This window comes from Bradyrhizobium sp. MI1.7 (assembly GCF_055811795.1).
The window spans coordinates 1-14,289 of record NZ_JBVVPO010000074.1; the positions used below are offsets into that span (position 1 = coordinate 1).

Genomic DNA, 14,289 nt, shown 5'->3' on the forward strand with positions numbered 1-14,289 from the left:
CATCATGCCCTCCGTCTATCAAACGGAGCGGCCCTTTTCCAACTTAGCCTCTGGTCCCAAAACCGGGGTCCATTTCACCTGCGGACGACGAGACAGAACATCCATCAGCTCCATTGGATCTACGAGATCTATATCGCGTCGGGACTTCTTGCCTGATGTGGCCCGAGCGAGTTTCACCGGCACTGACTGGCATGCATCCGGCATCTCCATCAATTGCTAGGTTTGGTAGTTGACCGGGCGGGAGGTCGGCTGTCGCTGCGCGAATCGCAGGTATTGTGCCGCTCGGCGCGAGGCCGTCCCGGCGTTCACGGAGGACCGGTATGGCAACGTCGACGGGTGCAATTCGGGAAATCGTCGCTTCGATCCAGGTTGCGCGAAGCTCTTACGGGAACGATCTTTTCGCAGGCCGTGATTCCGCCGGATCTGGTGCTAACTGCTGCTCGACTATCGTTCGCGCCGTGTCGCGCCGGCGCTGGTCGTTTTGTGCCCGTGGTCTAGCTCATGGCGTGGACGAGTTGCTGCTCTGGATTGCACGCCGCAGCCTGTAGGGAGCGGCGATCATGCACATCGATAGGGGCCGTCGTGTCATCACGACGAATCGCTGCGGTTTACTGGGAGTACGCATCCAGCGTAGACGGCGCGCTGATGGAGTATTGCATCCGGACGAGATCGATCAGGTTTTCGATACCGAAGTCGCTGAACGCCGAGATGCCATCTTCCCTGACCATAGACCGAGATGAGCCGTCCTCAATCTCCATCTCGTTGGGGACGTCCCGCAGCCAATCGTCCTCCTGGTCGAGGTCCGCGATCACAAGGGCAATGGTGGTGATGTGATGAACCTTGTCCAGGTGCGTGGTCATGCCGCGTTGCAGTCGGAGGCGTCAAATTCCCGGCAGCAATGCGTCGAGCTGTCTTCGCGGCTAGGGCCGGCGGCTCTAGTCGCACGGCTGCCCGCGACGTCCTTTACCGATTTGGAGCTGTTTGTGACTGCACCAGGCGAGCGAAACTCGTTCGCCGCGCTTCCTGGTGCGTACAGCGAAAGGTAATGCATTTCATCCGGTCATCGCTCCTTGGCTGGTCTTAACAGAGCGCCGTGCCAAGATGAGCATCAAATGCGGCTGCCACAGCCCGGGTTAGAAAACGATGCTCCGGCCTCACGCGGATGAATCCCTTTTCCATTTGCACGATCCCGTCCTCAGCGAGCATTGCCAAGCGTTCGCCTGAACCGAGGAAAGAGACCGGGTCAAATCCATGAGTAACGCAAATTGCCGGCACGTCGACCTCGAAATCGCACATTAGCCGCTCGATGATCGCGGCCCGGACGCGGTCTTCGAGGCTGAGACAGTAGCCCTTTGACGTCGCCAGACGGCCGGCTTTGATTTGGCCGCTGTAGGAACCTGCTGTAACTTCGTTCTGGACGTAACCGTCGCCAAGCCGACCGATGGCCGACGGGCCGAAGCCGATCACTTTATTGCAGGTGTCGGCCGAGTAACCCAGTGAGTTCCGCCGCAGGCGACCGGCTTTCTGCGCCAGCGCGAGCTCATCGTCCGGCAAGGCGAAATGGTCGAGTCCGATTTGGCGGTAGCCCGCTGCAATCAGTGTATTGGCCATCGCGGCGGCCTGTTCTGCACGGGCAGGGCTGTCTGGCAGCGCTGCCTCGTCGATCAGGCGCTGATTCTTCTTAAAGGAAGGAACGTGCGCGTAGCCGAATACCGCAAGCCGGTCTGGTCGCATGGCCACCGCCGTTGTCGCGGTCTGAACGCAGGACTGCACCGTCTGATTTGGCAGACCGTAGATGAGGTCGAAGTTGATGCGGATTATTCCATGCTGCCGCAGCGTTTCGACAGCGCGCTCTGTTTGTGCCTCACTCTGGACGCGGTTGATGGCCTTTTGAACAATTGGATCGAAGCTCTGGACGCCGAGGCTTGCGCGGTTCACTCCGGCAGCTGCTAACCCTTCGGATGTGGCGAGCGTGAACGTGCGCGGGTCGATCTCAACAGCGATGGCGGCCGTTTTCGAAAGCGCAAAGCGGCAGCGCAGAAATTCCATCAGTCGCCGGAACTCCGCTGCCTCGATGAGGGTCGGCGTTCCACCGCCGAAGTGCACGTCGCTCACAAGCAGCGGTTGCGGCACCTGCGCCGCGACCAAATCGATCTCCTTACGAAGAACCGCCAAAAACTCTAGGATGGGTGAATCCCGGCGAGTGATGCTTCGAGCGAAGCCGCAATACCAGCAAATCGATCGACAGAACGGAATGTGAAAATAGAGCGACACCGAGTCATTGACCGGCAGCCGCTGCAGCCATTTCTCAGAGGCTTCGGCGCCGACCACTGTGGAGAACTGGGCTACAGTTGGATAGATGGTGTACCAAGGAAGGCGAGCATCGCAATACTTTGCTAGAATCGAGGTCTGCAACGATTGTTATCCCATGTTTACGAAGTTTGTGGTCGCAAGCGAATTCTTTTGCATTCCTTTGTTTGCCGACAGTAATCCGGAGTGTCGCAAGGCAATTGGGAGCTTGCGTGACGGCCGATCTGCTGACGAAACACGCTGTCGGATAGCAAGGCGTTCCTCTCGAAGACAGAGAAATTGCTGCAGGCGAGATACTCGAATCAACACGGTCACGACGAGACCCCAGATTCAACTCCGCGTCGGTAATCTCCAATGTTCGCCACCGAGACATCGACCATGGCCGTTGACGCTGCTAGAACTGCCTCACGACCTGACTCGTGCGAGGTTCATCGACCAAGATTGATACGTACCCCGCAATCTCCATCAACTGATAAGGTTGGTAGTTGACTTCCGCGTGGTGTGTCCCCATCCACCCAGGTATCCTGCGCCGGCTCGGGGCCGCCCCGGTACGTAGTCGAACTTCACCAATGCGAGGATTGTCGGAGGGTCTCGTTCATGGGGTCCCTCGAGCGCTGCCAGTCTGAGGATAGGCTTAGGGAGCCGTGGATGGGTTCGCGATTTGGGTGACAACTATCAATCCTGATCAGGATGCGGAGGACGTAAGCCGCAAAAACTGAAATGGGGATCACAAGATTATGTCGAGTGGCGAAGTGCTTGCAAAATGATCACCACCCAATGGCGCCGATACAGTTGGTCTTCTTCGCATCAAGATCAAGGTGAGGTCCAAGAAATTGCAGCCGGCTCGCATTCGGGCAGGAGGCGAATAAATGCTTGTGGGAATGTTCGTCGTAAATGGCGCCAAAAGGTCGCCGATCAACACGACAACTATTGCTTTGTGCGCGCGCTATGATGTAGGAGCGCCCCGCGTGCAACGAGTCTCGCGTCGCTCGCTCAGCCGCATAGGAGCCAACGCCAAACCATCGGCAATAGTGCGGACAGCGTATTGGCGACCGTCGCGCGGCCCACGGCTGTTGGCGTGAGTATGTTCTTGAGTTGGGATGGAAAAAGTAATGAGCCGGGTAGGCGAGCGACAAGTGATGGATGCAATTGAACAGCCGGCCGCTTTAGACTTGCCACCGGTTTTGTACAGATCGTCAACGCGCCTAGGGTGGGTGGTGGTCGTTTTCGTGTGCCTGTGCACCGCAGGAGTCTACTTTTTGACCGACGTCAGACAATATCTCGAGAGCTCGGCGGCCCGTGAAGTCGCTCCAACCCTGAGCTTGTCTCCAGATGACACGGCGGTCCTATCGGAGATTCTATCGGCACAACAGAAGGCGAGCGATGAGATAGCGGAGCTCAATTACAGCATCACCGCCCAGCAGGCTGAGTTAAAACGAATTTCCGATCAAATTGCAGCGCTGACCTCACGAATCGACTCGTTACCAAATCTGGTACTCACCGGTTTGCCTTCTTCCGTTCCCTCCCCGCCGTCAGCTCAAGCCGATCCGAAGCCGGCGAGGAAACTCGCGCCTCCGTCTAAGTCACAAGGACCGATCTCCGTCGGAGGGGCGCCACTGGTCTCACCCCCGGGCACGGACGAACCTCGATGATTTCCCGCGTGCTCAGTCCCAGTCCAGCTCTCCACACGTTGCTAGCGAATATTCCAAACACTGGCGCAAATCAGGCCACCGGGCGCTTCTCCGAAAACGACGCTCAAAACCAGAACGCCTTTGACTTCTTCTGCTTCGGTGCATCCAACCTTTTGAGATTAGATAACTTGACCTACGATCGAGACCTCCTGCCGCGAAAGTTCTCGACGTCACTGTTCGTCGGATAGCCGCAAAGCGCACAAACCAACAAGCATCCGAATGGACCCAGCGCGGCGCCTAGGCCCGGGACATCGCGGTGCCTGATAGCTCTACGCGGTATTCCTGACCGTCTCAGCTAGCATTGCGTAAAGCCGCCGCCTGCTCATTTCCTGAGGCCGCTGCCTATCTAGTGTCCTTTTGCGACAACTTCTTTCCGACGCAATCGCGGCAGGCAGCGATCAATGTCGGGCCCTCGCTTGGGCGCGGGTCTAATCTTGGGTTTTTGCTGTTGGTGGCTTGTGACCTCGAGTCAGGCCCAACCGTGTTAGCCCAGCAAACTGCGACTGCACTCGAGATGACGCGCGATCTGCGCGGCACTCAGTCGCGCGGCCCAGGGCTTTTCGAACTCTGCCAATTCTCTTCTAATCCAGCGCATTGATGCTACTCTAATGCCAGCTGCGACCTCAGGCTAGTTTACCCTTCCTCCGGCTCGCGCACCACCGCCGGTTTGGTCTCGTGCTCCTGTTTCTCCTCCTCCTGTTCATTCATTCTACGAAAGTCCGCATCGCGGGCAGACGGAAAACGAGCCCTTGGCGGACCGCGATCTCTTCGCAGTCCCTACTGTGATAAGGGTTCCGTCTGCTCGCGCAATGTAAGTGGTCGGGTGGCAACGGGGCGTACCTGCCCGAGAAAATGAGGATAAGCGACTGTGGGCCTTCGTGAGTACTTGCGTCCGTTACCACAAAAGCGAGTTCGCGCGCCTCCCAATCCTGATAGGGCAGCTTCGCTCGTGTTTCCGATATTCTACATCGACAGGGGCCGAGCCAAATCTCCCCTCACTTCGCCCGTAAGATGATTTCGAAGTTCTGACGATCGTGCGAGCTCTCGCGAGCCCAAGCCATGGACATGCGTCACACAGCTTTACCGTACGGCCCGAGCTCGTTGTTTCTCGACCGAGCTTGCATGCGAACTCCAAACAGCGCACCTGAGCAAGCAAAATTGCACGCCAATGCCCGCGAGACAATCATGACAGCCTTATCGACAGAGAACGCTCGCGAGGAAGCTGATGTTCCGCTGAGCCGCCTGGATGTAAGCGACTCCAAGCGCTTTCAGGATGATACTGTTTGGCCTTGTTTCGAGCGGCTGCGAAGGGAAGATCCCGTCCATTATTGCGAAGACAGCCCATACGGACCATATTGGTCGATAACAAAATATCGCGACATCATAGCCGTGGACTCAAATCACACAGTGTTCTCGTCAGAGCGAAGTGTCACAATTGTCGACCCGCCGGAGCAGTATTGGACGCCTAGTTTTATTAAGATGAGTCCTCCTGTCCATGCTCAGCAGCGTAAGACTGTCAGTCCGATAACGGCATCGGAGAACCTAGTGAAGCTTGAAGGCTTGATCCGCTCGCGGGTTAAGAAGATCTTGGACGGTTTGCCGCGCAATGACCCCTTCAACTGGGTCGACAGAGTCTCGATCGAGTTGACGACCCAAATGCTGGCCACGCTGTTCGATTTTCCATTTCAGGATCGACGGCTGCTGACCTACTGGTCGGACGTAGCCGCCTTGACTCCACAAATGGGCCACCAGATCGACAGCTGGGAAAAGCGAAAGGTGGTGCTGTCCGAGTGCCTGGACTATTTCACACGACTTTGGAGCGAACGGGTGAATTCCGAGCCGCGCGCTGACCTGATCTCGATGATGGCGCATTCATCGGCGACCCGAAACATGGAGCCGCGCGAGTTCCTGGGCAACCTCATTCTGCTGATTGTTGGAGGTAACGATACTACGCGTAACTCAATTACCGGTGGCGTCTTGTTCATGAGTCAAAATCCGTCCGAACTGCGAAAACTCCGCGATGATGCTTCGCTGGTGCCCGGGGCGGTATCCGAGATTATACGATACCAAACGCCTATCGCGCACATGCGCCGGACCGCTGTGGACGATTTCACAATAGGCCACAAGCAAATCAGGCGAGGCGATAAAGTTGTGATGTGGTATATCTCTGGCAACCGAGACGACGAGGTCATTGCGAGCCCCAACAGCTTCATCATTGATCGAGAAAATGTACGGCAACATCTCTCTTTTGGATTTGGGATTCATCGTTGCGTGGGTAGGCCTCTTGCAGAGCTGCAGCTGAAGATCCTGTGGGAGGAGATGCTGAACCGATCTCTGGAGGTAAAGGTGGTCGGCGAACCGGAGCGAGTTGAATCTAATTTTGTGCACGGTTATACCGCACTGCCGGTGCAGATTCCAGGTTAGGCTCGCTTGCGAACGACATTCAACGCTGGTCGTGCAGAACCGGCGGTTAGGACCACGGCCCTATGGAGACCAGTTGTCCGGGTAAGTTCACCGGCGTCGCGTTACGGGCTTGTGGTTCTTTCGAAGATTGCGGACAGGGCCACAGCGTCGTTATCCCGTCGAAGATCTTGGCCGGGCCGTTGTGATACTCATCACGCCGCCGATTGTCGCATCGTTGTTACTGGAGAGCTTGGTGTGCGGCTCGCGTAACACCCCTCCAGCTCGACGGTTCAGAGAGTGGCTACCCTGGCGGACGCGGAGGCATTCCGGGCGAACCATCCCCCCGTCCACGAGTCGTCCGGTTATAACCGTCCCAGCGTCTTCAGGAGGCCGCGCAAGGCTGCTACGCGGCGGGTGGGCGGGGACACGAGTTCTTTGGCGTCACGGACCAGGTGCCTTTGTAGGCAAGCGCGGAACTCCTCGCGACCAGGATGCGGGCCGCGTTCGAGGGCCCGATCGAAGTCGATGGTCATGTAAGCTGGGCGTCTGCGTCGGTGCCGCGTTGTTTCACAGGGATGCGGGCAACGTGGTCTCTCTGCTCGCGAACGCCGATGCCGCGCTCTATCGGGCCAAGCACGAGGGCAGGGGCGATCCGCTTGTTCACGAGCGCGATTGACCAGCAGCTTCAGGGCCGTCGCGCGCTCGAGCATGATCTGCGGTTCGCCGTCGAGCGCGCAGAGCTCTATCTGGCTTATCAGCCGCAGCAGCACCGCCAGGGCGGCACTACGGGATATGAGGCCCTCGTTCGGTGGCGGCGGCCGAAGCGTGGAATCGTCGCTCGCGGAGAATTCATGCCGGTCGCCGAACGGAGCGGTTCGATTGCCCAGATCGACGACTGGGTGATGATGGAGGCCTGCCGCGAGACGGCATCGTGCGACCGGCCCTTCAGGATCGCCGTCAACGTCTTGGCCCGCGCAATTCCGCAGGGAAAAACCTCGACGCACAGGTCCGCAAGGCGCTGCGCGAAAGCGGGCTGGCGCCGTCCCGCTTGGAACTGTAAATCACCGAAGGCGTCCTGATTGAGGACGTCTTGCGCGCCAAAAAGACGATGCGATCGCTCAAGGGCCTCGGTATCCTGATCGCGCTCGATGACTTCGGCACCGGGTATTCCTCCTTGTCCTACGCCGAGGCATTCCCCCTCGACACGATCAAGATCGACCGGTCGTTCGTCGCCTCGCTCGGACAGAGCGAGCGATCATTGGCCATCGTTCGCGCGGCCATCGGGCTTGCCCACGGTCTTGGCGTACCGGTTCTTGCGGAAGGGATCGAAACCAAGCTCCAGATGTCGCTCCTTGTCGAGGAGGGCTGTGACGAGATGCAGGGTTACTTGATCGGACGTCCGCAGCGCCTTGCGGCGGAGGTCGGTCCGAGCCGAGGTCCCACCTCTAATACAGTCGGCCTTACAGGGGAGATTGCGGCGGGCTCGACAAAGCTGTCCTCAGCATTCGGCATCCGATTGAAGAAGCCAGACTGAGGTCCAGTTCTCAGCGACTTTCAGGTCGTCGACCCCGCACGCAAAGCGGATATATTCTTCAACAGGCCACACGGACCCGGCTCCTAAACTTGCTGTCGCAGTATTCATGACACGTCCCAGCGTAAACCTGCGCAGCGTAAAGTATCCGAGTATCCAAGGCTTAAGGTTGTGCTCACATGAACGGCGGGTGCAATGTGCGTTAAGGAGGATCGGTCGGGGGACAGCACATGCTCGGCGGAGACCTTGGCCGCGGGCTCATTGGATTGTTCTGGCGGCGAGCGTTTACGCGGCTACGGGCATTCCTCGTACATCCGAACGAGTCCGATCAGGTTCTTGATCCGATTCAGTAAGTCTGGATGCCATGTTCTCTCCGCCATAGACCCAGATGGCACCATCTTCGATCTCCATTTCATTGGCGACGTCTCTTAGCAGCCAGTCTTCATCTTCACCAAGATCCTCGGCAACACGCTTCAGGGTGGTAACGTGATCAGGCCTTGTTGACCTGCATGGTCATGCAGCTCGATCGGCGACCGCTGATGACTGCAATTCCAGTGGAGCAGTCCGTCCAGCCGATGAACTGGATGAGCGCAGAGGGGCCGCACGAGCGAAGGCTTACTTCATGTGAAGACGAAGACAAGCAAGCTCGAGCAGAGTAGCGCAATTCCGGCTGCGGTCAGCCCTAGGAAACTGCTGGAGACAAGATCATGACTGCCCATGAACGACCTCTGCGGCGAGGAATAGAGATCGGCAATCGCCGCTTCGCTCCCCTCTCCAGCCAATCTTGAGATTATTATTCAAATGGCGCGCACAATTCCTGCTGGTCTCGCGATGGGCCGCAGTTTTCCAGCAAGTCAAGCGACAGTTCGCCGCATTGCGGCGGGCATCCTCGTTACGCGCTTTGATGCAAGCCATCCGAATATATATGTCCGGGCCGATTGCACGATTTGAAAGAGGGCGGCCGTAATCTGTTCCAGACCCCGCATCCTGTTTCCAGTGGAAACCCTTCGACCTGCGTTAAGCTTCCTGAACGGCAAAACTAGAAAACGATGCGTTTTTGGTCTAGGATCTTTGCTACCGGGGCTGGACTGCATTCATTCACGATACGCATTTTAGAATAAACTCGGAAGGCCACTGGCGATATTCTCGGCGGCCCTTTTTAGGATAGGCGAATGAAGATTGGGCCGACCCTATACACGATCGGCATCGGTGGTCGCAGCTCTGCTTGTGATGCACGGGGGCGCTAATGCATGATTGGAAGAAGGAACTTGACGCGCTCGTCGCTGAAACGATGGCATTCACCAAGTCGCTGGAGGTGGAGATCGAGCGGCCCCGCTCTGTGCCGAAAAAAGTCGTCGAGCCGGGTTGCCTCAGCTTGCCCGACTATGGCGGCAGCGAACGCGATGAGATCAGAAAACGGGTCGAGAGCTTCAAAGCGCAGCAAGAGCGCTTCATGCGCGAGCGTGAAGAGTATGCCAATTCCCTGCTGCGTCGGATCGGGCCGATCACGAAATCCTAGGCGAGGTGAGCTCGCTGAATCTTCCTTGCGCGCTCGGCGGCACCACTTGAGGCCATGGATCTTCCGCCCTTTCACCTAGAACACGTGGGCTCTCCGAAGAGCGGAACATTCAGGGGGACTCATATTGAATGCAGCTGCGCCGAACTGTTTTTGGCGGCGAAAAGGGGCAAGACATGTGTTTCGCATCTATTCTGGTGACGGACTGTCTCATCGAAATCCACAACGTGCTATGGATGATGCTCGCAGTTAGGCAGATGGCACTACCGTGCTTTTGGCGACTCAACAAGGTACCTATCATTCCCAATCATCCTAGCGTCCAATGGGGATGAAATGGTTGCTGCCACCCGTGAATCGCCGGCCTCTGGTTACGCGCTTGAGGTGGACGGGCGACTCAAGCGCGAATTTGCAACCAGAGACGGCGCCAGGGCCGGTGGAGAAGAACTCAAGACGCTCTTTCCCATGCTTCGGTGCTTTGGCTAATCGCCATCTACGTCACGGGTTGGCGGCCGAGGCCGAGCACTCATGGCGCGCTTCACGAGCCCGGAGCGTGAGCGGACCAGGTAGGACGCGTTCTCGAAGGTCTTGGCCTGGATCCGAGCCGCAAGAAGTTCGCCAGCAGCAAATGGCCGTGTTGGGTCAGGATTGATTCGGGATGAAACTGCACGCCGTAGGTTGGGTGCTCGCGATGGGCGAGAGCCATGATCTCGCCCTCTTCGGAGCGCGCCGTCACCGTGAGATCGGGAGCACACGAACCCTCAAGCTCGACAATGAGGGAATGGTAGCGGCCGACGCGAAGTGGAGAGGGGAGTCCATCGAACAATCCTCGACCGTCGTGCGCGATGGATGAGGAGCGGCCGTGCATTGGATGGCGGGCACGTCTCACACTTCCGCCGAAAGCACTCCCGATACACTGATGTCCGAGGCAAATCCCAAGAATTGGGACGAAACCTGAAAGCTCCCGGACGAGGGCAGTCGATATTCCGGCCTCCGTTGGTGTGCATGGGCCCGGCGATATGACAACGGCGCGCGGTCTGAGTTGAACAAGATCGCTGACGCCGATGGCGTCGTTTCGGATCACCTCGGTTGCTTCGCCAAGCTTGTGGAAGTAGCGGGCAATATTGAACACGAATGAGTCGTAGTTATCGGTGATGAGGATCACGATGCACCATGACCGTCGTCGTCAAATGCATCGAAGATGCGTTGCGCCTTGGTGATCGCCTCGTCGTATTCGGCCCCGGGGTCTGACATCGCCGTTATGCCGCTCCCTGCGTGAAACGCCGCCAGATCGTCGCTGACAGTGACGGTGCGGATTGCAATGTTCGTGTCCATGTAGCCGCTGAAGCCAATAAAGCCAATCGAGCCGCAATAGACTTCTCGCGCCACCCCCTCAATTTCGTTGATGATCTCCATCGATCGGATCTTTGGCGCCCCGGTAATGGATCCCCCAGGAAAGCAGGCCTTAAGGAGCGTCACAGCGTCTTCCTGCGGTGTAAGCTCGCCAGTAATGACTGAGGTGAGATGGTGTACCGAGGCGTAAGACTCGAGACCACATAGCACCGGGACCTCAACCGAATGCGCGGTGCAAACGCGTGACAGATCGTTACGCAAAAGGTCGACGATCATGATGTTCTCGGCGCGGTCCTTTTCGGACGCACAGAGGAACTCGGCCCGGCGCTGGTCTTCCTTGGCGTCAACGGGGGGAGGGGAGCCTGCAGCGGCGTTCGGGCGGCAAGCAGCGCTGCAACCTCATCGGCTCTGGAGCGCGCTCGCTCGGCGCGAGCTGCAGGATCTTGCTCAGGCCAGCCCGTACGCAGGCGATCTTGCATTTTTATGACGTGGTCGTCAGCTTCGACCATCCGTTTCAGAGATGTTTAATCGTGTCTGGCAGATCGGGCGAATCTTGCCTTTCTAGACAGCGCCGCGGGGCACGAGGGGCTTGGGCGCTGCTCCTATCTGAGCTGCGACCCATTCAGCACGTATAGGCAAGCGCTGCCCAGAAATCGCGGGCGCTGCCAATCGCTCCAGGGTCCTGTTCATATCATAGCCAAAGAACCCGGCCGCGCCGCCTTGGAAGGGCGGCAGTTCAGGACGATGCTCCTGCGGATATCTGGCCAGCAGGTCGCGCAGAACGTTCCACGGATCGCCCTTGACAACATCGCCATTCCAGCTCGCCTGTGCATCCGCAATCATGAACGCGCGATCGTGCCTTTGATGGGCCGAGTTTCGACATTCCGTCCGTCAAGCTTAGCATAACCTCATGAATCACCGCGCGACACGAGCGGCCCGGCCGCCGCCATCGGGCCGACATAGGCATCAGTTGATTCGTCATAGTCGGCCGCAAACCGCGTCTCTCTCCAGCCGTCGCATCGCTTGGATAGGCTCGATCCACTGCAACTCGCGAATATGCATCGCTTGTCAGTCAAATCAGACGCCGGCGCACAGTGTAGCTTGATCGTGATACCCATGCAGACGCAATGACCGCGTGTCGGGGTTCATCAAGCTCCTCACACTGATCTCCACAGCGGCCGTACGCGCCTGATCGATTCCCTGTATAGATGATGGGCTTTATACGCTGCGAGTTCCGTCTCGTTATCAAACTCTTCCATAGACGACGACATCGATATCGTTGCCGAGTTGGTCGCTCTTGCGATTGCGAGCAATCTCGAGCCGGCGTGCATGGGGGATTAGAGTGAGAACAGAGAGACCCGCGATGATCTGGTCTATAGAGGCGTCGTCTTTTGGCGCTGAACAGGACGATGTGACGAATCATGGAGACCTGGGTTGATGTCGCAAGAAGTTCAGATAACGATCTTAGATGGCTGCTATGGCCGTCGCATTACTCACTGCTCAACAGTTCGTTCCTGTGCGTCTGCTATGGGCGTGCCAGATCGCCGTCCGCGTGCAGACACGGAAAGGGAAAGCCGTTCGATCGTCTGAATATGGCGGACGAGCAGATCGCAGGCCCGATCGACGTTGTACGTGTAGCGCTTGTAAAATCGGGCGGTGATCCTGATTTGATCGTGGTCGCCATCCGGCACTGCAGGCCCTCGCGAACATCAATCGCGAATTCAAGACTCGCAAGCGGTCGCGGCACTCCGCAAGGAGCGATCAGCGCGTGGTGAAACGCACGGTTGGCCTTCTCGAGCTCCTCGATGGTCCGAGCGTTGTCTCCATTCATCAGAGCCAGCTCGATCACTCCAAAGCCGCAAGATGTGAGCCTTGAGGCTGAATTGCGCAGGGCGACCATCTCGAGCGCTGCTCGCATCTCGGCGATCTCCTTCACGGACTGAGTATCCAGTGAAGCCACTCGCATGCCCCGGCGCGGGACGGCGACAACCAGAAGTTTGGCTTCGAGCTGTCGAAATGCCTCGCGTACCGGAACGTGGCTTGAACTGAACTCTCGCGCGATATGATCCTGTCGCAGCGGTGCGTCCGGGCGCAGTGCCCCGTTGATGATCCGCTTTCCGAGCGCGTTGGCGATGCGCTCAGCGATTGTCGTGTTCTCACCGTTCACCGAGATTATCTATCATGTGGCAGCGCGGCACCGGAAGGGCGAGAAATGCTTCGTCGCGCAGGATTAATGCAATGCCGCCCGGCTTTTGCGGTCTTTTCGCATCGCACTAGACTTTAGGGTGGCGCGAGCGTTAGCTCACGGCGTGCCGAACCAAGACATTGGGCGGCACATTCGCCAAAGGCAGTTCCTCGAAGACTCTACCGGCATCCATCGGATCCGAAATTATCGATAACTACTCCGAATATCTATGGTCTGGGGCCGGTGCAGAAGGAAGACTCATGAAAGTTGGCGTACAAATGGGAAAGGCGGGCGGCTAACACCTAATGGCATCGTTTCGATGCGTCTGTCTAACCCCGGAGAGGTAAGTTCTTTTTTCCCTCCCCATTGACAGCTTCCTCTCGCCTTCCCAAGGAGGCACCGAATCCCAGCAGGCGGGGAGAATCGGCATCTAAGATGAGCCATATTCTAGAGCCGCCTGTTCAACGCGTCACGATTCCAGTCCTGCAGCGATGGAAGCAGGAGGGGCGTCGTATCTCTATGACCGCCGCTTACGACGCGGTTACAGCACGCGTCGTCGATCCGATCGTGGATGTCGTCCTTGTCAGGGATCGCGTCGGCAGCGTCTATCTTGGATTCGATGATACATTCCGGTCAGCATGGCGATGATGAACCATTATCTCGAAGCCGTTGCACGCGCGAAGCCTCGTGCCTTGCTTGTGACCGATATGCCCTTTCTTAGCTTCCATCTCAGCCCAGAGGAGACGATACGCAACTCCGGCGGCTTTTTGCAGCGGCGCCGACGCCGTGAAACTCGAGGGCGGAGTCAAGCGCGTCGAAATGGTGCGCGCCTTGGTCGATTGAGAGATTTCCGTGATGGGCCACCTCAGCCCCACCCCTCAGAGCGTCAATGTCATGGGTGGGTTCAAGGTGCAGGGCCGGAAGGCCGATGACGCGTTGCGTTTGCTCGATGACGCCACCGTCTACAGGAGGCCGCTTTGCTTTCGTCCTGGAGGGTATTCCGGCTGAGCCCGCAGCGCGAGCGACCGAATCCATGAGGACACCGACGATCGGAATCGGCGCCGGACCCAATTGCTCGGGCCAGGTGCTGGTACTTCACGATGTGCTGGGATTGACCGAAGGTCATCGTCCCAAATTTCGTTCGGGCCTATGTAGTGGCTTTCAGCTGTTGCAAGAGGCGTTGTCGCGCTGGGCTGTGGATGTTCGTAACGGTACATTCCCGGCACAACAAGAGTCCTATCGGCTTCCTGAAGGCTTTCGCGATAGATTCGCGAACTCGACCCCCTCTAATCCAACGTGATCG

7 protein-coding genes and 4 pseudogenes are annotated in these 14,289 nt (G+C 57.9%); 5 read left to right on the forward strand and 6 right to left on the reverse strand.

Translation table 11 applies throughout. The features are described 5' to 3' along the window. Positions 1-608 precede the first annotated feature (608 nt). Positions 609-860, reverse strand: a complete 252-nt coding sequence (locus AC0L3X_RS39195; RefSeq protein WP_439034129.1) for a hypothetical protein — start codon at positions 858-860, stop codon at positions 609-611. Between the two features lie 220 nt (positions 861-1,080). Next, entirely contained in the window at positions 1,081-2,415 is a 1,335-nt protein-coding gene (gene hemN, locus AC0L3X_RS39200) for an oxygen-independent coproporphyrinogen III oxidase (protein WP_439034130.1), read from the reverse strand. A gap of 2,771 nt (positions 2,416-5,186) precedes the next feature. Between hemN and AC0L3X_RS39205 the strand changes: the two genes are divergently transcribed. The 4 genes from AC0L3X_RS39205 (at position 5,187) to AC0L3X_RS39220 (ending at position 9,454) form a co-directional block, all read left to right on the forward strand. After that, entirely contained in the window at positions 5,187-6,425 is a 1,239-nt protein-coding gene (locus tag AC0L3X_RS39205; RefSeq protein ID WP_439035721.1) for a cytochrome P450, read from the forward strand. A gap of 470 nt (positions 6,426-6,895) precedes the next feature. Beyond that, complete coding sequence (locus tag AC0L3X_RS39210) at positions 6,896-7,483, forward strand: EAL domain-containing protein (RefSeq protein WP_439034131.1); 588 nt, start codon at positions 6,896-6,898, stop codon at positions 7,481-7,483. Positions 7,484-7,494: 11 nt separating this feature from the next. Further along, on the forward strand, positions 7,495-7,938 hold the full coding sequence (locus AC0L3X_RS39215) for an EAL domain-containing protein (protein ID WP_439034132.1): 444 nt from the start codon (positions 7,495-7,497) through the stop codon (positions 7,936-7,938). 1,243 nt (positions 7,939-9,181) lie between these two features. Then, positions 9,182-9,454 (forward strand): hypothetical protein, encoded by a 273-nt coding sequence (locus AC0L3X_RS39220; protein ID WP_231144133.1) that lies wholly within the window; start codon positions 9,182-9,184, stop codon positions 9,452-9,454. A 532-nt stretch (positions 9,455-9,986) separates the two neighbouring features. Here AC0L3X_RS39220 and AC0L3X_RS39225 read toward each other — a convergent pair. The 4 genes and pseudogenes from AC0L3X_RS39225 to AC0L3X_RS39240 form a co-directional block, all read right to left on the reverse strand. Beyond that, positions 9,987-10,613 (reverse strand): anthranilate synthase component II, encoded by a 627-nt coding sequence (locus AC0L3X_RS39225; protein WP_439034133.1) that lies wholly within the window; start codon positions 10,611-10,613, stop codon positions 9,987-9,989. Next, positions 10,610-11,605 (reverse strand): annotated as a pseudogene (locus AC0L3X_RS39230) (anthranilate synthase component I family protein); the annotation flags it as partial. The gene AC0L3X_RS39225 and the pseudogene AC0L3X_RS39230, both read right to left, overlap by 4 nt. Before the next feature lie 353 nt (positions 11,606-11,958). Continuing rightward, positions 11,959-12,224: pseudogene (locus tag AC0L3X_RS39235) on the reverse strand (Dabb family protein). 70 nt (positions 12,225-12,294) lie between these two features. Then, positions 12,295-12,968, reverse strand: a pseudogene (locus tag AC0L3X_RS39240) (GntR family transcriptional regulator). 453 nt (positions 12,969-13,421) lie between these two features. Here AC0L3X_RS39240 and panB point away from each other — a divergent pair. After that, positions 13,422-14,286 (forward strand): annotated as a pseudogene (gene panB / locus AC0L3X_RS39245) (3-methyl-2-oxobutanoate hydroxymethyltransferase). The last annotated feature ends 3 nt before the right edge of the window (positions 14,287-14,289 follow it).

What these genes read in the sequence shown, in the direction of transcription:
- AC0L3X_RS39205 (WP_439035721.1), top strand. Translation starts at nt 5,187, where the DNA reads ATGACAGCCTTATCGACAGAGAACGCTCGCGAGGAAGCTGATGTTCCG.
- AC0L3X_RS39210 (WP_439034131.1), top strand. Translation starts at nt 6,896, where the DNA reads ATGCGGGCCGCGTTCGAGGGCCCGATCGAAGTCGATGGTCATGTAAGC.
- AC0L3X_RS39220 (WP_231144133.1), top strand. Translation starts at nt 9,182, where the DNA reads ATGCATGATTGGAAGAAGGAACTTGACGCGCTCGTCGCTGAAACGATG.
- AC0L3X_RS39195 (WP_439034129.1), bottom strand. Translation starts at nt 860, where the DNA reads ATGACCACGCACCTGGACAAGGTTCATCACATCACCACCATTGCCCTT.